The sequence below is a fragment of the Bradyrhizobium oligotrophicum S58 genome, from assembly GCF_000344805.1.
Taxonomy (GTDB): domain Bacteria; phylum Pseudomonadota; class Alphaproteobacteria; order Rhizobiales; family Xanthobacteraceae; genus Bradyrhizobium; species Bradyrhizobium oligotrophicum.
The window spans coordinates 4,150,897-4,173,697 of sequence record NC_020453.1 but is presented as its reverse complement, the minus strand read 5'-3'; the positions used below and the strand labels follow the sequence as shown (position 1 = coordinate 4,173,697).

At 65.7% G+C, this 22,801-nt stretch carries 22 protein-coding genes; 19 read left to right on the top strand and 3 right to left on the bottom strand.

The window, feature by feature from the left end:
* Positions 1–17 precede the first annotated feature (17 nt).
* Together S58_RS17920 and S58_RS17915 are read left to right on the top strand one after the other, a co-directional pair.
* Positions 18–1,415 carry a M48 family metalloprotease gene (locus S58_RS17920; protein ID WP_015666770.1) on the top strand — a complete coding sequence of 466 codons (1,398 nt, stop codon included), beginning with the start codon at positions 18–20 and terminating at the stop codon, positions 1,413–1,415.
* Positions 1,416–1,514: 99 nt separating this feature from the next.
* Positions 1,515–2,279: a DsbA family protein gene (locus S58_RS17915; protein WP_015666769.1), complete on the top strand. Its 765-nt coding sequence runs from the start codon at positions 1,515–1,517 to the stop codon at positions 2,277–2,279.
* Between the two features lie 120 nt (positions 2,280–2,399).
* Here S58_RS17915 and S58_RS17910 read toward each other — a convergent pair whose 3' ends face one another.
* Entirely contained in the window at positions 2,400–3,071 is a 672-nt protein-coding gene (locus S58_RS17910) for a GntR family transcriptional regulator (protein ID WP_015666768.1), read from the bottom strand.
* Between the two features lie 213 nt (positions 3,072–3,284).
* On the opposite strand from S58_RS17910, the gene tcuA reads away from it, so the two are divergent.
* The 10 genes from tcuA to aat all read left to right on the top strand — a co-directional run bounded on the left by tcuA (position 3,285) and on the right by aat (position 13,284).
* A complete protein-coding gene (tcuA, locus tag S58_RS17905; protein WP_015666767.1) occupies positions 3,285–4,700 on the top strand; it encodes an FAD-dependent tricarballylate dehydrogenase TcuA in 1,416 nt (471 codons plus the stop codon).
* A complete protein-coding gene (gene tcuB / locus S58_RS17900) occupies positions 4,687–5,805 on the top strand; it encodes a tricarballylate utilization 4Fe-4S protein TcuB (RefSeq protein ID WP_015666766.1) in 1,119 nt (372 codons plus the stop codon). Before tcuA ends, tcuB begins: the two co-directional genes overlap by 14 nt.
* Before the next feature lie 192 nt (positions 5,806–5,997).
* Positions 5,998–6,657, top strand: coding sequence for a DUF1236 domain-containing protein (locus tag S58_RS17895; RefSeq protein WP_015666765.1), 660 nt, complete (start codon positions 5,998–6,000; stop codon positions 6,655–6,657).
* Between the two features lie 255 nt (positions 6,658–6,912).
* On the top strand, positions 6,913–7,404 hold the full coding sequence (gene aroQ, locus S58_RS17890; protein WP_042339789.1) for a type II 3-dehydroquinate dehydratase: 492 nt from the start codon (positions 6,913–6,915) through the stop codon (positions 7,402–7,404).
* A 42-nt stretch (positions 7,405–7,446) separates the two neighbouring features.
* Complete coding sequence (accB, locus tag S58_RS17885; protein ID WP_015666763.1) at positions 7,447–7,923, top strand: acetyl-CoA carboxylase biotin carboxyl carrier protein; 477 nt, start codon at positions 7,447–7,449, stop codon at positions 7,921–7,923.
* 83 nt (positions 7,924–8,006) lie between these two features.
* Entirely contained in the window at positions 8,007–9,356 is a 1,350-nt protein-coding gene (gene accC, locus S58_RS17880) for an acetyl-CoA carboxylase biotin carboxylase subunit (protein WP_015666762.1), read from the top strand.
* A 117-nt stretch (positions 9,357–9,473) separates the two neighbouring features.
* A complete protein-coding gene (locus S58_RS17875) occupies positions 9,474–10,994 on the top strand; it encodes a sensor histidine kinase (protein WP_042339784.1) in 1,521 nt (506 codons plus the stop codon).
* Complete coding sequence (locus S58_RS17870; protein WP_015666760.1) at positions 10,991–11,428, top strand: response regulator; 438 nt, start codon at positions 10,991–10,993, stop codon at positions 11,426–11,428. Before S58_RS17875 ends, S58_RS17870 begins: the two co-directional genes overlap by 4 nt.
* Positions 11,425–12,513, top strand: coding sequence for a sensor histidine kinase (locus tag S58_RS17865; protein ID WP_015666759.1), 1,089 nt, complete (start codon positions 11,425–11,427; stop codon positions 12,511–12,513). The genes S58_RS17870 and S58_RS17865 overlap by 4 nt, the downstream gene beginning before the upstream one ends.
* Before the next feature lie 90 nt (positions 12,514–12,603).
* Positions 12,604–13,284, top strand: a complete 681-nt coding sequence (gene aat / locus S58_RS17860) for a leucyl/phenylalanyl-tRNA--protein transferase (RefSeq protein WP_015666758.1) — start codon at positions 12,604–12,606, stop codon at positions 13,282–13,284.
* Between the two features lie 6 nt (positions 13,285–13,290).
* Here aat and S58_RS17855 read toward each other — a convergent pair whose 3' ends face one another.
* Positions 13,291–14,280 carry a DUF2155 domain-containing protein gene (locus S58_RS17855; RefSeq protein WP_015666757.1) on the bottom strand — a complete coding sequence of 330 codons (990 nt, stop codon included), beginning with the start codon at positions 14,278–14,280 and terminating at the stop codon, positions 13,291–13,293.
* A 248-nt stretch (positions 14,281–14,528) separates the two neighbouring features.
* On the opposite strand from S58_RS17855, the gene S58_RS17850 reads away from it, so the two are divergent.
* The 7 genes from S58_RS17850 to S58_RS17820 all read left to right on the top strand — a co-directional run bounded on the left by S58_RS17850 (position 14,529) and on the right by S58_RS17820 (position 21,994).
* Positions 14,529–15,302 (top strand): SDR family NAD(P)-dependent oxidoreductase, encoded by a 774-nt coding sequence (locus S58_RS17850; protein ID WP_015666756.1) that lies wholly within the window; start codon positions 14,529–14,531, stop codon positions 15,300–15,302.
* Positions 15,303–15,333: 31 nt separating this feature from the next.
* Entirely contained in the window at positions 15,334–16,296 is a 963-nt protein-coding gene (locus S58_RS17845) for an alpha/beta hydrolase (RefSeq protein WP_015666755.1), read from the top strand.
* A gap of 419 nt (positions 16,297–16,715) precedes the next feature.
* The gene (locus S58_RS17840) at positions 16,716–17,882 is read left to right on the top strand and encodes an amino acid aminotransferase (protein WP_015666754.1); all 1,167 of its coding nucleotides are present in this window, start codon (positions 16,716–16,718) and stop codon (positions 17,880–17,882) included.
* Between the two features lie 22 nt (positions 17,883–17,904).
* Positions 17,905–18,516, top strand: coding sequence for a YitT family protein (locus S58_RS17835; RefSeq protein ID WP_015666753.1), 612 nt, complete (start codon positions 17,905–17,907; stop codon positions 18,514–18,516).
* A gap of 257 nt (positions 18,517–18,773) precedes the next feature.
* Complete coding sequence (locus S58_RS17830) at positions 18,774–19,838, top strand: ketopantoate reductase family protein (protein WP_015666752.1); 1,065 nt, start codon at positions 18,774–18,776, stop codon at positions 19,836–19,838.
* Between the two features lie 129 nt (positions 19,839–19,967).
* A complete protein-coding gene (locus tag S58_RS17825; protein WP_015666751.1) occupies positions 19,968–20,978 on the top strand; it encodes a hypothetical protein in 1,011 nt (336 codons plus the stop codon).
* Positions 20,979–21,112: 134 nt separating this feature from the next.
* Entirely contained in the window at positions 21,113–21,994 is an 882-nt protein-coding gene (locus S58_RS17820) for a transporter substrate-binding domain-containing protein (protein WP_015666750.1), read from the top strand.
* 124 nt (positions 21,995–22,118) lie between these two features.
* Here the strand turns inward: S58_RS17820 and S58_RS17815 are convergent, their stop codons facing one another.
* Complete coding sequence (locus S58_RS17815) at positions 22,119–22,787, bottom strand: amino acid ABC transporter permease (protein WP_015666749.1); 669 nt, start codon at positions 22,785–22,787, stop codon at positions 22,119–22,121.
* Positions 22,788–22,801 lie beyond the last annotated feature (14 nt).

Genomic DNA, 22,801 nt, shown 5'->3' with positions numbered 1-22,801 from the left:
ATTGCAAAGATCGCCTGATGTTGCTCCCCATCGTGCTCCGCAAGACATTGTCTCGAGGGATTGCCGCAACCCTCACGGCGGCCATGGCGCTGGCGCCGCTCGCTTCCGCGTCGGCGCAGCAGGGCAAGGGACCGCCGATCCTGCGGGACACCGAGACCGAGGTGCTGCTGCGTGAATACACGCGGCCGATCCTGCGCGCGGCGGGCCTCGAGAAGCAGAATATCCAGATGGTCATCATCAACGATGCGTCGTTCAACGCATTCGTCGCCGACGGCCGCCGCATATTCGTCAATTACGGCGCGATCATGCAGTCCGAGAACCCGAACCAGCTGATCGGCGTTCTCGCGCATGAGACCGGCCATCTCGCCGGCGGCCACCTCGCCAAGCTGCGCCAGCAGCTCGCCACCGCCCAGACGCAGATGATCATCGCCACCATTCTCGGCGCCGGCGCGCTTGCCGTCGGCGCCCGCGGCGGCGGCAATAGCGGCTTGGCCAATGCCGGCGCCGCCACGCTGTCAGCCCCCGGCGAGGTCATCCGCCGCTCGCTGCTGTCCTATCAGCGGCAGCAGGAAGAGAACGCCGACCGCGCGGGTGTGAAATTCCTCACCGCCACCGGCCAGTCGCCCAAGGGCATGTACGAGACCTTCAAGCGCTTCACGAGCGAGAGCCTGTTCGCGGCCCGCGGCGCCGACCCCTATCTGCAGTCGCATCCGATGCCGGCCGATCGCGTCGAGGCGCTGGAGGGGCTGGCGCGGCAGTCGCCCTATTGGGACAAGAAGGACGATGCCGCGCTGCAGCTGCGCCACGACATGGCGAGGGCCAAGATCTCGGCCTTCATGGAACGGCCGGATACGGTCGCCCGGCGCTATCCGGCCTCCGACAACAGCCTGCCGGCGCGCTATGCGAGGGCGATTTCCACCTATCTCCACGGCGACCTCCGCAGCGCGCTGAGCCAGATCGACGCCCTGATCCAGGCACAGCCGAACAACGCCTATTTCTACGAGGTCCGCGGCCAGGCGCTGCTGGAGGGCGGCCGACCGGCCGAAGCCATTGCGCCGCTGCGCAAGGCGGTGCAGCTGTCCAATAACGCTCCGCTCATCGAGATGTTACTTGGCCAGGCCTTGGTCGCGACCGAAAACAAAGCCTACACTGACGACGCGATCTCGATCCTGCGCGCGGCCGTCGCGCGCGAATCCGAGGCCCCGCTCGGTTATTCCCAGCTCGCGATGGCCTATGGCCGCAAGGGCGACTATGCCGAGGCCGATCTGGCGTCGGCCCAGGCAGCCTTTCTGCGCGGCGACAACAAGACGGCGCGCGAGCTTGCATCGCGGGCAAAGACCCGTTTTGCCGTCGGATCTCCCGGCTGGGTGAAGGCCGACGACATCGTCGCGTCGAAGCCGATTTCGAGCCAGTAGACCGAAGAGATTACTGCTATCATCCGTGCCGGGATCACTGGGATACCGGTCACAGCCATCGACAAGGACCCGATCATTTTGACCAAGAGGACCTCCTTCATGCCGTCATTCCGTACGCTCCTTCCCGCGGCGCTGCTCGCGCTTTCGCTCTGCGGCGCGCCCCAGGTTGCGTCGGCGGAGAGCATCTCCGACAGCCAGCGGAGCGAGATCGAGACCATCGTCAGAAACTACCTGGTCTCGCATCCCGAGGTGCTCGAGGAGGCGATGGCCGAACTGCAGAAGCGTCAGACGGCGGCTGAGACGGCCAAGCACGAGGCGAGCGTCGCCAAGAACGCCGACACGATCTTCAACTCCCCGCGCGGCGTGGTGCTCGGCAACAAGGATGGCGACGTCACCTTCGTCGAGTTCTTCGATTACAATTGCGGCTACTGCAAGCGCGCGATGAACGACATGATGGAGCTGATGAAGAGCGACCCGAAGCTGAAGGTCGTGCTCAAGGAATTCCCGGTCCTCAGCCAGGGCTCGGTCGAGGCAGCCCAGGTGGCAGTCGCCGTCCGCATGCAGGCGCCGCAGAAGTACCTCGACTTCCACCAGAAGCTGCTAGGCGGCCGTGGTCAGGCGGACAAGGCCCATGCGCTCGCAGTAGCCAAGGATCTCGGGCTCGACATGGCGCGCCTCGAGAAGGACATGGCGAGCCCCGAAGCCAAGGCGACCATCGAGGAGAACTTCAAGCTCGCCGAGGACATGGGCATGAACGGCACGCCGAGCTATGTGATCGGCAAGCAGGTCGTGATCGGCGCCGTCGGCGTCGAGGGCCTGCGCGAGAAGATCAGCACCGCCCGCTGCGGCAAGGCCACCTGCTGAGCCGACCCGCGCTGCGACATCGTGCGATCAGGACGAAGGCCGGCTGGTTCAGCCGGCCTTTTGCTTTTGGATCTGGGACGTTCAACTAAGACGAGCGCACGTCTTCGATTGTGCCGCCGCCTATCCCGTCAGCCTCATGCCGAGCCGCGTCCGCAGCGCCTCGCGGATGTGCGCCCGCGCAATGGATTCGGCACGGTCGGGGTCCCGGGCCGCGATCGCCTCGATCAGCTCACCATGCTCGGCGGCAGCGCTCGTGGGGCGTCCCTCGGCGGCGAAGGTCGTCGTCCCCAACAGGGCGATCGCCACATGCATGTCGGCCAGCGCCGCGTCGAGATAACGGTTGCGGGCGGCGCGCTGGATCGCGCCGTGCATCAGCCGGTTCAAACGCGCGAGCTCAGCCGCATCATTCATGCCGTTCGCGAAGCGCGCGTGGATGTCGCGCAGTGCCGCGATCTCGGCCGGCGCGGCATATTGCGCGGCAAGCCGCGCCGCTGCACCTTCGAGGATCTCCCGCATTGCGTAGAGTTCGAGGATCTCGCTCTGGTCGAGGCTGCGCACGATGAGGCCGCGGCCGCCGGCCGGTTGCACCCAGCCCTTCGCCACCAGCTTGCCAAAAGCCTCGCGGACCGGGGTGCGGCTGACGCTCAGCTTCTGGGCGACCTCGTCCTCCCGCAGCCGGTCGCCCGAACGATAGACCCCGTTTTCCAAGGCCTGGCACAGTGCGCGGAACACCGCCTCCCCGAGAGAGACGTTGTCGCGATCGATCGTCAGCGTGGGCGCTTCTGAGGACATCCTGTTCACTGTCTCACAACCCCGCTGTCAGCGACAACACCTCTTGCATATTATTGTATACAATAGTATACGAGAATTGAGTTCACCGACGCGAGGGCCCCGGGACGCTGCTTAGGCTTCCTTTGCCCTTCCCTTGTCTGGCTGGGCGGGCGCTTGCAGCAAGAGCCCGGCCCCGGAGCGCCGGTCGCACCGCCATGGCAGGAGAGATCGCTCATGACGCCTGAGCACGTCATCGCCGACCATCCCCTCACCTACGACGTCGTGGTCGTGGGCGGCGGCAATGCGGCGCTCTGCGCGGCCATCGCGGCGCGGCGCGCCGGCGCCTCCGTGATCGTGCTCGAAGCGGCCTCCAAGTTCTATCGCGGCGGAAATACGCGCCACACCCGCAACATGCGCTGCGCCCACGACGCGGCGACCGCGACCTTGAGCGGCCCCTACCCCGAAGAGGAATTCTGGGACGATCTCCTGCGCGTCACCGAAGGCGAGACCAACGAGCAGCTCGCGCGCATGATGATCCGCGAGTCCAAGGACATGCTCGACTGGATCGCCGAGCAAGGCGTGCGCTTTCAGCCCTCGCTCGGCGGCACGCTGAGCCTCGGCCGCACCAACTCATTCTTCCTCGGCGGCGGCCGCGCCATGCTCAACGCGCTGTATCTCACGGCCGAACGGCTCGGCGTCGATGTGATCTACGAAGCGGAGGTGGTCGCGCTCGATATCGACACTGATCGTTTTCGCGCAGCCATCGTCCAGCAGCCCGACGGCAGGCTGCGCGTCCGCGGCAACGCCCTGGTCGCTGCCGCCGGCGGCTTCGAATCCAACATCGACAAGCTGGTGGAGGGCTGGGGCGAGATCGCCCGCAACTTCCTGATCCGCGGCACGCCCAACAACCGTGGCACGGTGCTGGATCTGCTGCTCGCCGGCGGCGTCGACAGCATCGGCGATCCAACCCAGTGCCATGCGGTCGCGATCGATGCGCGGGCGCCGAAATATGACGGTGGCATCATTACAAGGCTCGATTGCATCGTGTTCGGCATCGTGGTCAACACCAACTGCGAACGCTTCTACGACGAGGGCGAGGACGTCTGGCCGAAGCGCTACGCGATCTGGGGACGCCTGGTCGCGGCCCAGCCGGACCAGATCGCCTACATCATCTTCGACGCCAAATCGGCCAACCTGTTCATGCCGTCGCTCTATCCGGCGATCGAGGCCGCCAGCATCGGCGAGCTTGCCGGCAAGCTTGGCCTCGATGCCGAGAGACTGTCGGCCACCGTGACGAAGTTCAATACATCGGTGCGCGACGGAGATTTCAACCCGGATATCCTCGACAATTGCCGCACCGAGAACCTGACGCCGCCGAAATCGCATTGGGCGCGGCGCATCGAGACCGGCCCCTACTACGCTTACCCGGTGCGGCCCGGCATCACCTTCACCTATCTCGGCGTCCGGGTCGATCACGAGGCCAGGATGATGATGAAAACCGGCGGGCCGGCGCAGAACATGTACGCCGCCGGTGAGATCATGGCCGGCAACGTGCTCGGCCGCGGCTATGCCGCCGGCATTGGCATGACGATCGGCAGCGTGTTCGGACGCATTGCAGGCTCGGGAGCAGCAAGACATGCAGCGCAGTGAGGCGTTGACCGAGGCGGATCGCCTGATGACGATCTGCAATTCCTGTCGCTATTGCGAGGGCCTCTGCGCGGTGTTTCCAGCGATGGAGATGCGGCGGGCCTTCACCGGCGGCGACCTCAACTATCTGGCCCATCTCTGCCATGCCTGCGGCGCCTGCTACGTCGACTGCCAGTTCTCGCCACCGCACGAATTCGACGTCCGCGTCCCCGCCGTGCTCGCCAGAGTGCGGCACGAGAGCTATGCCGACTACGCTTGGCCGCGCGCGTTGGCACCGCTGTTCAGGCGCAACGGGCTGGCGATCGCCGTGATCACCGTGCTCAGCATCGCCGCTTTCATTCTCGGCCTTGCAGCGTTCAACGCGCCGTCGACCTGGCTCGAGAGCCGGCATGGCCCCGGGTCGTTCTACGCGCTGATGCCGCACAACGCGATGGCGCTGCTGTTCGGTGCAGCTTTCCTGTGGGCTGCCGTCGCCTTCATCATGGGTGCGCGCGCTTTCTGGAATGACATCGGCGAGCCAAGCGCGACGCTGGCCAAACCCCGTCCGCTTCTCCGCGCCATACGTGACGCGGCAAGCCTGCGCTATCTCGATGGTGGCGGCGTCGGATGCTACAACGAGGACGAGCGTCCCAGCGACAACAGACGCTTCTATCACCACCTCACGTTCTACGGGTTTCTGCTCTGCTTCGCATCGACCAGCGTTGCCACGCTCTATCACTACCTGCTGCAGCGCGAAGCGCCCTACCCGCTATGGGATCTCCCCGTCGTGCTCGGCACGCTCGGGGGTATCGGCATCGTGATCGGTCCAATCGGCCTCTATGCCGCGAAGCGCAAGCGCGAGCCGGCAATGATGGACGGCGGCAGCCGCGGCATGGATGTCGCGTTCCTCGCCATGCTCGTACTGGCCGGCGCGACCGGTCTCGCCCTGCTCCTGCTACGCGAGACGCGCGCCATGGACGTGCTGCTGGCGCTGCACCTCGGTGCGGTTTTCGCGCTGTTTGTCACCATGCCTTATGGGAAGTTCGTACACGGCCTCTATCGATTCATGGCGCTCGTCCGCTACGCCCGGGAACGCCACAGCGCCGAGCTCGAAGCACGGTCGACGTGATTGCCGCGCGACCGCTGCGTGAAGGCGTGACGCGCTCCGACAGCGTCGTCATGTGACGTTCACGACCCTGAGCATCCATTCATAAAGTCGCGATCTGCGACATTTTTTTGGAACGATCGGAGACGCACGGAACGACTCCAACCTCCTGCCGTTGTCGGCGCGGGCAGTGCCAATGATAGAGGAGGATAGAGTATGACCAATCGTTTGATGGTTTCAGTTGCTGCGATCGCGCTGGTAGCGGGCGCAGGCTTCGCCCACGCTCAGGGAGCAGGTGGTGCGGCCGGTGGCGGAGCTGCCGGTGGCGCAACGATGAACCGTGACAGTGCCGCGCCATCGCCAGGCGCTGCGCCGGGCGGTGCGCCCGAGACGCGCTCGAGCCAGTCGGATCAGAAGTCGGGTATGGCTCCGAAGAATCAGCATGCTGAAGACGGCATGAAGGGGCCGAAGAGCACGACCTCGGAGACCGACAGCAAGGGCGGCGCCAAGAACATGAAGGCCGAAGGCCGCGACAGCAAGACCGGCACCAATACCAACGCCGCAGAGACCAAGACCGGCAGCGACCGCTCGCAGACCACCACGGGACAGGCTGGCGCCGCCGGCAAGCTCTCGACCGAACAGCGCACCAAGATCTCCACCGTGATCCGCAGCCAGCGCGTCGAGCCTGTGACCAACGTGAACTTCAACATCTCGGTCGGCACCCGGGTGCCGCGCGAAGTCCACTTCCACCCGCTTCCGGCCGAGGTGGTCACCATCTATCCGGAATGGCGCGGATATGACTTCATCCTCGTTCGTGAGCAGATCATCGTCATCGATCCTCGTTCCTACGAGATCGTCGCAGTTCTCGACACCTGATCCCCGACCAGGCAGGTGAGGAGAAAAGGGGCGGGCAGCAATGCCTGCCCCTTTGTGCGATTTGTGCCAATGGACCACACGCAAGGCGTGCACGGGGCACCCGGATCTGGTTAACGAGCCAATTCCGCCGCTTGCGGCGGTTTTTTCGTGTGACGGGCAAGCTGCCCTATCCCCACCCGCGGCGCCGAAAGGCTTCCCCTGAGCGGCTTTGTTACCTATAACGCCGCCCACCGCCGCCACACCGCCGGGATGGGAATGGCCGACGACGCGCACAAGACGATCTATGTCCTCAATGGACCCAACCTCAATCTGCTGGGCACCCGTGAGCCGGAGACCTACGGCCACGCCACGCTGGCGGATGTCGAGCGTCTATGCGTGGAGACGGCGAGCCGTTTCGGGCTTTCGGCCGATTGCCGGCAGTCCAACCACGAAGGTGTTCTGGTGGACTTCATCCACGAGGCCCGTTCGAAGGCTGTGGCCGGCATCATCCTCAATGCCGGTGCGTATTCCCATACCTCAATTGCACTGCATGACGCGCTAATGGGGGTGAAGATCCCCACCGTCGAGGTGCATATCAGCAACATTCACGCCCGCGAGAGCTTCCGGCACCACTCTTTCACCGCCAAGGCCGCGTTTGCGTCAATTTGTGGTTTTGGGATCGATGGCTATCGGCTCGCCATCACCGGCCTCGCTGCGAAGATTGGTGCCACGACCGACCCGAACACCGACATCAAGGCGCAAGCCTGACGTCCCTCGCCCCCACGTCACACAACGTTCTGGATCACGATCATGGCGTCCCAGCCCAACGACAAGACCACGGCCCCATCCGAAGACAGCCAGCTCATTCGCGAGCTCGCCGCGCTGCTGGATGAAACCAGCCTGACCGAGATCGAGCTGGAGCGGGCGGGCCTGCGCGTCCGCGTCGCCCGCAACGTGACCATTGCCGCCGCAGTGGCCTCGGGCATCCCGGCAACCGCGGCGGCCGTTCCCGTGGTCGCGGCTGCGGCCGCGGGCGCCGATCTGTCCAAGCATCCCGGCGTCGTTCCCTCGCCCATGGTCGGCACCGCCTATTGGGCCCCGGAACCCGGCGCCAAGCCGTTTGTCGAGGTCGGCTCCAAGGTCTCGGTCGGCCAGACCCTGATGATCATCGAAGCCATGAAGACGATGAACCAGATTCCGTCGCCGCGCGCCGGCACCGTGACGCAGATCCTGGTCGAGGACGGCCAGCCGGTCGAGTTCGGCGAACCGCTGGTGATCATCGAATAGAGGGCGCGTGGCGAATGGCGAGCAGCGAATGAGCGCTGCTTCCCTCCTCGCCATCCGCTATTCGCCATTCTTCGAAGGACGCCATGTTCGACAAAATCCTCATCGCCAATCGCGGCGAAATCGCCCTTCGCATCCTCAGGGCCTGCAAGGAGCTCGGCATCTCCACGGTGGCGGTGCATTCGACCGCCGACGCCGATGCGATGCATGTGAGGCTCGCCGACGAGAGCGTCTGCATCGGTCCGCCGCCGTCGAAGGACAGCTACCTCAACATCCCGGCCCTGCTCGCCGCCTGCGAGATCACCGGCGCCGACGCCGTGCATCCCGGGTACGGCTTCCTGTCCGAGAACGCGCGCTTCGCCGAAATCCTCGGCGACCATAACCTGCATTTCATCGGGCCGAAGGCGGAGCACATCCGCCTGATGGGCGACAAGATCGAGGCCAAGAAAACCGCCAAGCGCCTGGGGATTCCGGTCGTGCCGGGCTCCGACGGCGCGGTGACGCCAGACCAGGACGCGCTGGCGATCGCCAAGGAGATCGGCTTTCCCGTGCTGGTCAAGGCCGCCGCCGGCGGCGGTGGCCGCGGCATGAAGGTCGCGCACACCGAGGCGGACCTGCAGCTGGCGCTCACCACCGCGGCCAACGAGGCCAAATCGGCGTTCGGCGATGCCTCGGTCTATCTCGAGAAGTACCTGCAGAAGCCACGCCACATCGAGATCCAGGTGCTCGGCGACGGCCGCGGCGGCGCCATCCATCTCGGCGAGCGCGACTGCTCGCTGCAACGCCGCCACCAGAAGGTCTGGGAGGAAGGCCCCTCCCCGGTGCTCGACGCGGCGTCGCGGGCGAAGATCGGCAATACCGTCGCCAAGGCGATGCAGGAGCTGAAATATATCGGCGTCGGCACCGTCGAATTCCTCTACGAGGATGGCGAGTTCTATTTCATCGAGATGAACACACGCATCCAGGTCGAGCATCCCGTCACCGAGATGATCACCGGGATCGATCTGGTGCTCGAGCAGATCCGCATCGCCGCCGGCGGCGACCTGCCGATGACCCAGGACGCGGTCGTGATCAACGGCCACTCGATCGAGTGCCGCGTGAATGCGGAGAACCCCGTCAGCTTCCGGCCCTCGCCCGGCAAGATCCAGCAGTACCACCCGCCCGGCGGCCTCGGCGTCCGCATCGACTCGGCCGTGTACCAGGGCTACGTGATCCCGCCCTATTACGACTCCCTCGTCGGCAAGCTGATCGTGCACGGCAAGAGCCGGGTCGAGTGCCTGATGCGGCTGCGGCGTGCGCTGGACGAGATGGTGGTCGACGGTATCGAGACCACGTTGCCGCTTTTCAGGGCCCTGGTCCGCGAGCCCGCCATCATCGACGGCGACTACCACATCCACTGGCTCGAGCAGTATCTGGCCGGCCAGAAGACGGATTGAGCTGCGCCTGCCAAAAAAGCTGCGCCTGAGCCGGAACTATCCGGCTGCACCTGCGTTCTGTTGGGTCGGAGCAATTCCGCCAGGGGGCAGTGATCTTCAACGACGAGCGAGTAAGCGGTGGCGCCTGAGGTCAGACGGAGGCGCACGCTGGGGCAGATCCTGCTGTTGTCAGCAGGATTTATCGTGCTTGTTGTCGTGAGCACGGCGTCGGTGCTGCTGGTCAACAAGGCCCGCAGCGACAGCGCCTGGGTGGTGCACACCATCGAGGCCGAGAACCAGATCAACGCGCTGCTGCTGGAAGTGCGTCGCGCCGAGAGCGGCGCTCGCGCCTATCTGCTCACGCAAGGCGAAGAGTTTCTCAGGGATCACGAGGCCGCCGTCGCCGCCATCCCCCCGGTGCTCGACAAGCTTGCAGCGCTCGTCGCCGACAACCCCGTGCAGGTGGAGAACCTCGCCAAGCTGCGCACCGTCATCGCGATGCGCTTGTCGCAGTTCGACCGGGAGAAGGCGCTGGTGGCATCCGCCGATCTGCCCGGCGCCATCGCCCTGGTCCGGGACGCCGGATCGACGCAAAGCAGCAGCAACATGCGCACCGCGGCGGAAACCATGCGGGTTGAGGAAGAGCGCCTGTTTGCGTTGCGGACCACCAATGCCGATGCGAGCCAGCAACTCGCAACGATCGTCACCGTGACGGGCTCCGCACTGGTCGTCCTGCTCGCCATCATCTCGGTGCTTCTGGTCCGCCGCTCCACGCGCGCCCGCGACGAGGCCGAGGCACAGCTGCGCGAGAGTAATCTGAACTTGGAGACGACCGTCGACGAGCGCACCGCCGACCTGCGCGAAGCCAATGAGGAGATCCAGCGCTTCGCCTACATCGTCAGCCACGATCTGCGCTCGCCGCTCGTCAATATCATGGGCTTCACCAGCGAACTCGACGAGCTGCGCAACGACATCTTCCGCCGGATCGCGGCGCTGGCACGCGCCGTCTCCGACTCGCCGCCGCCGGCCGAAGGAACCGAGCCGGAGCTCGAGGGTGCCGACAAGCAGCTTTCGGAAGACTTCTCCGAGGCGCTGGGCTTCATCAAGTCGTCGATCGCCAAGATGGACCGGCTCATCACCGCCATCCTCAATCTGACCCGCGAAGGCCGGCGCGAATTCGTCCCTGTCCGCATCGATACGCGCGAACTGATCGAGCAGATCGTCTCGACCCTGGCTCATCAGGCCGACGAGGCGAATACGACAATTCGCGTCGCGCCCCTGCCCGCCATCGTCAGCGACCGCCTGGCGCTGGAGCAGATCTTCTCCAATCTGATCGACAACGCGATCAAATACATGAAGCCGGGCGTGCCCGGCGACATTGCCATTCGCGCCCGGACCAAGCTCGGTTTCGCGATCTTCGAGGTCACTGATAATGGCCGAGGGATTGATCCCCGGGATCACCAGCGTATCTTTGATCTGTTCCGCCGTGCCGGGACCCAGGACCGTCCAGGCCAGGGAATCGGGTTGGCGCATGTGCGCGCGCTGGTGCGCCGGCTCGGCGGAACCATGTCGGTCGCGTCGGAGCTCGACCAGGGCAGCACGTTCACCATCACGCTCCCGATCAACTGGAACGTCTCAAACCGGAACTCAGACCGATGACCCTGCCTGTGACGATCATCATGATCGAGGACGACGAAGGCCACGCCCGCCTGATCGAGCGGAACATCCGCCGCTCCGGCGTCAACAACGAGATCATGCCGTTCACCAACGGTACAGATGCCGTGAAGTATCTGTTGGGACCTGACGGCACCGGTCTCGAACACAAGGGCCGTGCCCTGCTGATCCTGCTGGATCTCAACCTGCCGGACATGACCGGCATCGACATCCTCAGGATGGTCAAGCAGAACAGCTTCCTGAAGAGCGCCCCGGTGGTGATTCTGACCACCACCGACGACTCTCAGGAGATCAAGCGCTGCTACGAGCTCGGCTGCAACGTCTACATCACCAAGCCCGTGAACTACGATAGTTTCGCCAACGCCATTCGCCAGCTCGGCCTGTTCTTCTCCGTCATCCAGGTTCCGCCCGCCGCATGAGCCCCGCCGCACCCACGCTGCTCTATATTGACGACGACGCGGCGCTGGCGCGGCTGGTCGAGCGCGGGCTGAAGCGGCTCGGCTTGACCGTGGAACATGCGCCCGACGGCAGCGCGGGACTGCTGCGGCTGCAGCGCGGCGGCATCGACGTGGTCGCGCTCGACCAGCACATGCCGGGTCTGGACGGGCTGGAGACGCTGGAGCGCATCATGGCGCTCCCCGACGCTCCCCCGGTCGTGTTCGTGACCGCCTCCCAGGATTCCAAGATCGCCGTGACCGCGCTGAAGGCCGGTGCCGCCGACTATCTGGTCAAGGACGTGCAGGGCGAGTTCATCCCGCTGCTGCAGGTGGCGGCGGAGGGCGCGCTGCGCCAGTCGCGGCTGCAGAAGGCGCGCGACGAGGCGGAAGCTGAAGTGCGGGCGTCGCGCGACCGCTACGCTGCGCTGGCCGCCGAGCGCGAGGTGCTGCTGCGCGAGGTCAACCACCGCGTCGGCAATTCGCTGCAGATCATCGCCTCGCTGTTGCACCTGCAGGCCAATTCCAGCACCCAGGACGACGTCAAGGCCGCGCTGACCAACGCCATGGGCCGCGTCGCCGCCGTGGCGCAGGTGCATCGCCGGCTCTACACCTCACAGGATCTCAAGAGCGTCCTGCTCAACCAGTATCTGGACTCGCTGCTCGACGACCTCCGCCGCTCCGCCGAGGGCAACCGGATGTCGCGGCTGACCCTGAAGGCGGTGCCGGTCGAGATCGATCCGGATCGTGCGGTCGCGATCGGCATCGTCGTCAACGAGCTGGTCATGAACGCGGTCAAATACGCCTATCCCGACGGGCCGGGCCCAATTCATGTCGAGCTGAAGCTCGCCGGCGACGAGATCGTGCTATCGATCGCCGACGATGGCGTCGGCCTGAACGCAACCAGCGACCCGCGCTCGACCGGGATGGGCCAGCGCATCGTCAGCGCCATGGCGACCAAGCTCGATGCGACGGTGGAGCCCGATCCCACCCATGCCGGCACCAAGATCGTGGTCCGCTTCAGGCTGACCAAGGATGTTCCGAAGCCTGTTGCCGCCGCCGTCGGCTGAGATGCCGCCGCGAAGGCTGCGGCATCATTCGACGTCCATCCCTATCAACGCCCCATCGCGCGCCGGCCGGCGTCCTGCTAAGCTGCGCCGATGAATTCGCGCGACTCCGCAGCCTCCGAAATCACGCCCGAGGTCCTGCTGCGTGCCTATGCCTGCGGCATCTTTCCCATGGCCGAAAGCGCCGACGACCCCACCTTGTTCTGGGTCGAGCCGGAGCTGCGCGGCGTCATTCCGCTCAACGGCTTCCGCGTCGCGTCGCGGCTCGCGCGGACCGTGCGGTCCGACGCCTTCATCGTGACCGTGAACCAGGCCTTCAAGGCGGTGATGGACGGCTGCGCCGAGCCGCAGCCCGGCCGCGAGGACACCTGGATCAACCGCCGCATCCGCGAGCTCTATAGCGGCCTCCATGCACTCGGCCATTGCCATAGCGTCGAATGCTGGCAGGACGGCGAGCTGGTCGGCGGCCTCTACGGCGTCAGCCTGGGCCGGGCCTTCTTCGGCGAGAGCATGTTCCACCGCACCCGCGACGCCTCGAAGGTCGCACTCGTGCATCTGGTGGCGCGGCTGATTGCCGGCGGTTTCGAGCTGCTCGACACCCAATACGTCACCGAGCATCTCAAGACCTTCGGCGCGGTCGAGATCCCGCGCCGGCGCTACACCGTTCTGCTCGAAAAGGCGATTGCGGGACCGGCGGCGAATTTCGCCAGGCTCCCGGTCGACCGGCCGATCCCAGGAGCCACCGCGCTCGCGATCATCGCCGAGCGCGGCTGAGACCTGTCATCTGAACACCCCGCCAAACGGCCCGCCGGCCTGGGGCGGCGGAGGCGGCGGCTGCACCTGCTGGGTCTGGTATTGCTGCGGCGACGCCGGCGGCCGCGGCGCGGCCTGCTTCTGCTGCGGCGGACGCTTTTGCGCAGGCTGCTGCGCCGCCGGCTTCTGGTCGGGCGCTGCGCTCACCACCGTGGTCTGCGGCTCTTTGCAGTCGACCAGCCAGATATCGTAGATCGGGTGCTCGACGCCATGGAGCCCCGGGCTTGCCGCGAACATCCAGCCGGAGAAGATCCGCTTCACCTCACCCTGCAGGGTGATCTCATCGACCTGCACGAACGCATCGGTATTCGCGGCTTCGGTCGCCGGCCGGGTGTAGCAGGCGTCCGTCTTCACCCGGAGCGCACCGAACTGCACGGTCTCGCCGATGTCCTCGTCGAAATTGATGATCCGGCCGGTGATCTTGTCCAGGCCGGAGAAGCTCGCCTTCTTGTTCACGATCTTCTGCGCCGGTGGCTCGGTCACGACCTCGTCGCCCGGCTGCAAGGTCGCCGGCGTCTGCGGAACCGGGCCGTTCGGGGGAACGGCGGCGTTCTGAGGTGCGCCACGCTGCGGCGGACGCTGGCCGGGGGCCGGCGCCGCTCCTGGCTGGCCAGGGGGCGGAGCGACCGCAACCGGCGGATTGTTCTGGGGCAGCACGGTCGTGCCCGGAGGCGGCGCCAGCGGCTGGGACTGAACCGGCCCCGGCAGTGCGGCGCCCTGCCCTGGCGGCGGACGGGTCGGCGCCGGCAGCACGCGCCCCTGCGGCGGCAGCTCCGGGATGTCCTCCTCCTCCTCGGGCGGAGGCATCGGCTCTCCGCGACGCGGAATGTTGCCCGGGGGCCGCGGAACTGGATCGGAGAAAATGGTACCGATCTGCGCGCGCGCGGGCACGGCCAGCGCGAGGGATGTGGCGGCCAGGAACGCCGCGATACCGGTCAGGACGATTGTTCGGTGCATCTCGCGCGGCTTTATCAGGCGAATCGGGGTTCGGGACAATCAAATCGCGTCATGACCCATCCGCCGCTCTCGATCAGCCCTCCCGTTAACATGCCGAATACGGCGGGGGAAGGGCGACCGACCAGCGCACCGCGAGGTAGCCATCTGGTCCATCCAATGAGATAGTCGCATGATCAAGAGATAGCGCGAAACCAACGCGCGACAAGGCCGCGGCCGTCCGCAACGGCGGCGGCAAGGGAAGGAAACGAATGACCGATTCGATTCGTCTCGACGGCAGAGTGGCCGTCGTGACCGGCGCGGCCGGTGTGATCGGCGCCGCGACCATTCGGCTGCTGGCCGCGCGCGGCGCCCGCATCGTGGCCATCGACCGGCGTGAGCCGGATCTGAAGAGCGCGATCGCTGATCTGCCCGCAAGCGCCGAGGCGCTGGCCATTGCCGCCGATGTCACCGATGAGGACCAGGTCCGAGCCTATGTGCGCAGCGCCTGCGAGCGCTTCGGCACCATCGACGTGTTCTTCAACAATGCCGGCGTCGAAGGCGAGATCAAGTCGATCACCGACTATCCGCTCGATGCCTTCCGGCGCGTGCTCGACGTCAACGTCGTCGGCGTCTTCCTCGGCCTGAAGCACGTACTGCCGGTCATGCTGAAGCAGAACCGCGGCTCCATCATCAACACCGCTTCGATTGCGGGCCTGATCGGCTCGCCGCAGATCGCAGTCTACAGCGCCAGCAAGCACGCGGTGATCGGCTTGACCAAGAGCGCGGCCTGGGAATGCACCGGCACTGATGTCCGCGTGAACTGCGTCTGTCCCGGGCTGATCGACAGCCGCATGCTGAGCGCGATCATCGAAGGCCGCAGCGGTGCACACGTGCCAAGCGACAAGATCGTCGACCGCGTCCCCGCGCGCCGTCTCGGCCAGGGGTCGGAGGTCGCATCGATCGTCGCCTTCCTCGCCTCCGACGATGCGAGCTACGTCTCCGGCGCCGCCTACACCGTCGACGGCGGCCGCACCGCCGCTTGAACGTCCTTCAAACTCAACAGGTCCGTTGCCAATGCCCGTCCAGCTCGATGCCGATGCCGCCGCCGTCTACAAGGCGTTTCAGGAGGCCGGCCGTCCCGCCTATGAAACGCTGACGCCGCCGGAGGCGCGGGACTACTATCTCGCCGCGCGCACGGTGAGCAATCCCGAGCCGCCGGAGCTTGCCGAAGTGAAGGAGCTCGCCGTCCCTGCCCCGCATGGCGCGATCCCTGCCCGGCTGTACCGGCCCAAGGTGCTGCGTCAGACCGCTGGTCTCGCGCCGGCGCTGGTGTTCTTCCATGGTGGCGGCTGGGTGATCGGCAATCTCGACTCGCACGACGTGGTCTGCCGGACGCTCGCCCATGAAGGCGAGCTCATCGTGATCTCGGTCGACTATCGCCTCGCCCCGGAGCACAAGTTTCCCGCGGCGATCGATGACGCGGTCGCAGCAACACGATGGGTAACGGATAATGCCGCTGCGCTCGGCATCGACACGTCGCGGCTCAGCGTGGGCGGCGATTCCGCGGGCGGCAATCTCGCCGCCGTCGTTGCGCTGTCGGCACGGGACGGCAAAAGACCGAAACTATCGGGCCAGGTGCTGATCTATCCGGCGACCGACTTCACGATGAGCCATCCCTCGCACAGCGAGCCCGAGACCAGCGTGCTGCTGACGCATTCGGTGATCCGCTGGTTTCGCGACCACTATCTCAACAGCACCGCCGACATCCACGACTGGCGCGCTTCCCCCGCCAAAGCCGAGACGCTGGCCGGCCTGCCGCCCGCTTATGTGCTGACCGCCGGCGCCGACCCGCTGCGCGACGAAGGCGACGACTACGCCCGACGCCTGCGCGAGGCCGGGGTACCGGTGACGCATCGGACGCACCCGGGCCAATTCCATGGCTTCTTCACCATGGGCAAGCTGCTGGACCAGGCCAACGTCGCCGCGCGCGACATCGGCGCCTGGCTGAAGCAGCTCGATCGGCCCGGCGGCATCTGACAGGAGCAGCCCAGCGCATTCAAATGGTGCGCTCCGCGCGTCGGCGCGGCGCGGCGCGGCGCGCCCAGAAGGCGTCGGCCCCGTGTGGACGACTTCAAGAATCCTATCCGCGATCGATCGCGAAAAGTCGATGGCAAGGTTTGCTGCCGTCATGCGGGCGAAGAAGATCGGCACCGTCAGCCGTCTCACGAGACTGATCCTAGACCAGAGCGTAGCACTGACATTTGTTGTCCGGCTGTTCGCGCAGGTGACGATCGGCTTTGCGGGCGTTGCTGCGCGACGGCTTTACGCATTCACGCGACGGAGCCATGCATTGTGCAATTCCCGCTGTTTTTGCGACGCAACCAAGGTAGTGTCCGATCGCCCACGAGGACGACAGATGGCCTTCCCGTGGGCTGCCAGCCTACAGGAATGCTCCCATGTTCGAACGCTTGAGCCGCCAGCCCGATGATCCCCTCCTCGCTTTGATCGGCATCTTCAAAGCGGATCCGAGGACCGACAAGGTCGATCTCGGCGTCGGCGTCTATCGCGACGAGGCCGGCCATTCGCCGATCTTTCGCGCGGTAAAGGCTGCCGAGCGCAGCATCTGGGAGAGCCAGAGCAGCAAGGCCTATGTGGCGCCGGAAGGCGACCAGGCCTTCCTCGACCTGTTGTGGGCGATGGTGGGCGGCTCCACCTGTCCGGTCCATGCCGCTGGCGTGCAGACCCCCGGCGGCTCCGGCGCCCTGCGCCTCGCGGCCGATCTGATCCGCCAGGCCGGCACCAGCAAGATCTGGCTCGGCCTGCCGAGCTGGCCCAACCACGCCGGCATCTTCGCGGCCGCAGGTCTCGAGATCGAGACCTATCCGTTCTTCGACGTGACGTCGCAGACCATCCTGCTCGACAGCATGCTGGAAGCGCTGCAGCGCGCGCAGCCGGGCGACGCCGTCCTGATCCACGCCTGCTGCCACAATCCGAGCGGCGCCGTGCTGCGCGCCGAGGACTGGAAGCGCATCACCGCCATCATCGCCGCGCGCGGGCTCGTGCCGCTGATCGATTCCGCCTATCAGGGTTTCGGCGCCGGCCTCGAAGGCGACGTCGCCGGTCTGCGTGCGATGATCGCGGCGGTGCCCGAAGCGCTGGTTGCGGTGTCCTGCTCGAAATCCTTCGGCCTCTATCGCGAGCGCACCGGCGCGCTCTACGCCGTCGCCTCATCCCAGGCCGCCGCGGAGACCGCGCGGTCCAATCTCGTCGCCATCGCCCGCACCAGCTACTCGATGCCGCCGGACCACGGCGCGGCGATCGTGAAGACGATCCTCGGCACGCCGGACCTCTACCAGGACTGGAGCAAGGAGCTCGACTCGATGCGTGCGCGCCTGGCCGCGTTGCGCCGCTCCTTTGCCGAGGCGCTCGGCGGACGCTGGTCGAACACGATCGCGATCGGCGTCCAGGAAGGCATGTTCTCGCTGCTGCCGCTCTCACCAGCCGAGGTGATGGCGTTGCGGGAGAAGCACGGCGTGTACATGCCGACATCGGGCCGCATCAACGTCGCCGGCCTGAAGCTTGCCGATGTCGCGCGCGTCGCCGGCCTCTTCAAGGCGTTGTGAGCGATCTCGGAAGGATCGACGTGTGACCGAGATCGTCCAGGAGCGACATAAGCTCTACGAAGATGCGATGGCGCTGACCTTTGGCACGCTGTTCGTGTCGCTCGGCATGCTGATCTACAGCAAGACGGTGCTGCTGGTCGGCAGCACCGCCGGCCTGTCTCTGCTGCTGAGCTACATCAGCGGCTACGGCTTCGGACTCAGCTTCTTCCTGCTCAACCTGCCCTTCTATGTCCTTGCTGTCCGGCGCATGGGCTGGCCGTTCACGATCCGCACCTTCGTTGCGGTCGGCCTGGTCGCAGTGTTCTCGCGGTTGACGACGTCGTGGATCGACATCAGCCACATCGACCCGATCTATGCCACCGTGATCGGCGCAGGCCTCACGGGCACCGGACTGCTGATGCTGTTCCGCCATCGCACCGGCCTCGGCGGCATCAACATCCTCGCGCTCTATCTGCAGGAGCACTGGAAGATCCGTGCCGGCTATTTCCAGCTCGCGGTGGATTTCCTCATCATGATCGCCGCGTTCTTCGTGATACCGGTCAACCGGCTGGCGCTATCGATCCTGGGTATCGTGATCGTCAACGTGATCATCGCGATCAACCACAAGCCCGGGCGCTACATGGCACTCAGCTGAGCCGCCGGTGCTGCGCCCGGTAAAGACCCACCTGCCGCTCAGCCACCTTTTCTGCCGAGACACGCGATGGATGACTGGGGCGTGCGCCGCACCTTGCCAGACGGCCCGTTCCGTGGGATGCTGGCATCTGGCATACCAGACGTCAGAAGCATCGGCTTTACCACTCTCGCCCACCCTGTAGGGTGTCCGACGTAAGCTTCAGAGCGACTGGATCGCGGCAAATAAACTCGAACGAACATCCTGGGGACGACCAAGGCATGGCACGCAACATTCTGATTCTCGGGGCCTCCTACGGCTCCCTCCTGGCCACCAAGCTGTTGATGGCCGGCCACAACGTGACGCTGGTCTGCCGCAAGAAGACGGCCGAGCTCATCAACCGCGAGGGCACGGAAGTCCGCATCAAGCTGCGCGACGAGCCGACCCATCGCTCCATCTTCTCGCGCGACCTGCCCGGCAAGCTCGATGCCGCCACACCCGACGCTGTCGACCTGTCGCGCTATGATCTGGTCGGCCTTGCGATGCAGGAGCCGCAATATACCAACCACACCATCCGCGTGCTGATGGTCAAGATCGCCGAGGCCAAGCTGCCGTGCCTCTCGATCATGAACATGCCGCCACTGCCTTACCTCAAGCGCATTCCGGCGCTGGCCGACAGCAATCTCGAAGAGGCCTATACCAACGCCATGGTGTGGGAGCGCTTCACGCCGGGCCTGGTGACGCTCTGCTCGCCGGATCCGCAGGCCTTCCGTCCGCCGGAGGAAGCCGCCAACGTGCTGCATGTCGGACTGCCGACCAACTTCAAGGCCGCCGCCTTCGAGGATGCCAAGCACAACGAACTGCTGCGCGAGCTGGAGCGCGACATCGATGCGGTCACGCTCGACGGCCATGACGTGCCGGTCAAGCTGAAGGTGTTCGACTCGCTGTTCGTGCCGCTGGCGAAATGGTCGATGCTGCTGACCGGCAACTACCGCTGCATCACGCGGACCGAGCCGCAGGCGATCCGCGATGCCGTGCACGGCGATCTCGCACGCTCGAAATCGATCTACGAGCACGTCGACGCCATCGCGCGCAAGCTCGGCGCCGATCCGAGCGATCAGGTGCCGTTCGAGAAGTACGCCAAGGCGGCCGAGAGCCTGCTCAAGCCGTCGTCAGCCGCACGCGCGGTGGCCGCCGGCGCGCCCTTCATCGAGCGCGTCGATCTGCTGGTGAAGCTGATCGCGCAGCAGATCGGCATGCCCAACCCCGAGATCGACCAGACCGTGCAGACCGTCGATTTCAAGCTCAACGAAAAGATCGTGCTGGGCGGCTCCACGGCGCAGTAACCTATGCTCCGATCGGCGCCTGGATCGAATCCGGGCGCCGTCATCTTCGGTAACGAGATGTGACTTTGCAGGAACGCGCGGCCAACGCATGGTTTGCGCGTTCTTTGATTCACATCGTTCGGACTCTCGATGCCGCCCGCCCGGCCTATCGCTTTTCCTCTGCAGGTCCTGAGCTGGCTCGGCAACCAGGGCACGCGCGCGATCGTCGCGGTGCTGATCGCCGCGATTGCCGTACCGCCGCTTGGCGAGCTGACGCGGCCCTACGTCACGCACGCGATCTTCCTGCTGCTCTGCATCTCGTTCATGCGGGTCGATGTTGCGATGCTGCGCGCGCATCTGCGCCGCCCGCTTCTGGTGCTGACCGCGACCGGCTGGACCACGATCGCCGTGCCCTTGCTGGTCGGCAGCCTCGCGCGCATCACAGGCGTCGATGCCGCCCTGCCCGACCTTTATCTCGCGCTGATGCTGCAGGCGACGGCGTCGCCGATGATGGCCTCGCCCGCGCTCGCGGCACTGATGGGGCTCGATGCGACGCTGGTGCTGATCACGCTGGTGACCTCCACCGCACTGGTGCCGCTGACGGCGCCGCTGTTCGCCTATGTCTTCCTCGGACAGACGCTGTCGCTGTCCCCGGCGGCGCTCGGGCTGAAGCTCGCCGCCATCCTCGCGGGCGCATTGGTTGCGGCCACCGCGATCCGGCTCGCCTTCGGCATCGACACCATCCGCCGCCATCGCGCGCCGATCGACGGTTTCAACATCCTCATCCTGTTCGTGTTTGCTTCCGCCATCATGGCGCATTTTCTCGCCGACTTGGTCGCGAGCCCGTTCCGCATGTTGGGACTGGCGGTGCTTGCCTTCGCCGTGTTCTTCCTGCTGCTTGGTACCACGATGCTGCTGTTTCGCAGCGTCGGCCGCGAACGGGCGATGGCGCTGGGCATGATGGTCTCGCTGCGCAACATGGGACTGATGCTGGCGGCGACGGAAGGCGCGATCCCGGGCACGACCTGGCTCTACTTCGCGATGAGCCAATTCCCGATTCACCTTGCGCCGCAACTGTTGCGACCGTTCGCCGAGCGCCTGCGCAAGCCGCTTCCATCTGGCGAAACCGACCACGGCTTGATCAGCCCTGCATCGGAATGAGGCAGCGCAGCAACGCAAACGCGCCCTTTCAACATCACAGCTCATCACCGCCGTTTGCTATCAAGGCCGACATGTCGGTTGCCGGCGCACGAGGCCGGCGCTACGCTCCACGCCGATTGGTGCAGGAGGATTATGTGACCCCATCAGACGATCAGAGAATTTCCGAAGACCGCCGTGACGCCTTGCGCTACGCGCTCGCGATCGGCTCCGGCGCCGCGCTCGCGTCCGCCATGACGACGTCGCCCGCCTCGGCGCAGGCGGCCGCCGACAATACGCTCGACCGCGTCCGCGCCAACAAGGTGCTGCGCATCGCCGTGCTGCCGGGTGAGCTGCCCTATTTCAACAAGGATCTTGCCTCCGGCACCTGGTCGGGCTTCTCGATCGAGATGGCCAACGACATCGCCAAGCTGCTCGACGTGAAGCTCGAATATGTCGAGTCGACCTACGGCAATTCGGTGCTCGACCTGCAGGCCGGCAAGATCGATCTCGGCTTCGCGCTCAATCCGACGCCGCAGCGGGCGCTGGTCATCGACTTCTGCGGCACGGTGTTCCCGCATCCGTTCGGCGCCATGCTGAAGAAGGGCCTGGAGGCGAAGACCTGGGCCGACATCAACAAGCCCGAGGTCAAGATCGCCGTCGATGTCGGCTCGGCGAACGAAGCCGTGGCGCGGCGCTTTGCGCCCAATGCGACGATCAAGTCGCTGAAGTCGCGCGACGAGGTGATGCTGGAGATGGCATCGGGCCGCGTCGACGTCGTCGTCAACGCGCTGATCCTCGGTCTCACCGCGATCGCCAAGAACCCCAACCTCGGCACCTACAAGATCCTGCAGTCGCCGTCGGTCGCGATCCCCTCCAGCATGGGCGTGCGCCGCGAGGCCGACAAGCGCTGGCGCGACTTCCTCGCGGTATGGATCGACTACAATCGCGGCATCGGGCAGATGCGCGAATGGTTCGTCAAGGGCCTCGGCCTTGCCGGTGTCAAGGCCGAGGACGTGCCGGTCGAGCTGAGCATCTGACGGACTGCGCCACACACTCCGCCGTCATTGCGAGGAGCGCAGCGACGAAGCAATCCAGGACCCAGTATGCCGCCCTGGATTGCTTCGCTTCGCTCGCAATGACGGGAGTATCTGAAGCGCCCCCTCACGCCTTGTCGTAGGTCATGCCGCGCTCGAACCGCCGGCCCAGCAAGGTCGCCGGAAATAGGATGGCGAAGTAGATCAGTGCGATGATGGTATAGACTTCGAGCGGGCGGTAGGTGTCGGCGTTGATCAAGGTCGCGTTGTAGACGAGATCTGGCACCGCGATGACGGACACCAGCGAGGTGTTCTTCAGTTGCGTCACCGACTGGTTGACGTAAGGCGCGAGCATCGGCTTCAGCGCCTGCGGCAGGATCACGAGTCGCATCATCCGCCAGGGACGCAAACCCAGCGCCCGCGCTGCATCCCATTGGCCGCGCGGCACGCTCTCGATGCTGCCGCGCACGATCTCGGCGTAGAACGCCCCGCAATAGAGCGACAGCACGGTGACGGCGGCGACATGCGCCGGGATGTTGACGCCGATCACGACCGGAAATGCGTAGTAGAACCAGATGATCTGCACCAGCAGCGGCGTGCAGCGAAACAGCTCGATATAGCCAATCAGCAGCCAGTCGACGACGGCAAGGTGGCGCAGCCTGACGATGCCGACCAAGAGCCCGATGATCGAGCCGAGCAGGATGGTGCCGAGCGTGTAGGCCATGGTCCAGCCCAGCCCCACCCAGAACAGATGGCTGTACTTGGTGAGGATGGCGAAATCCCAGGTGTAGTTCATCGCAGCTCCGGCGT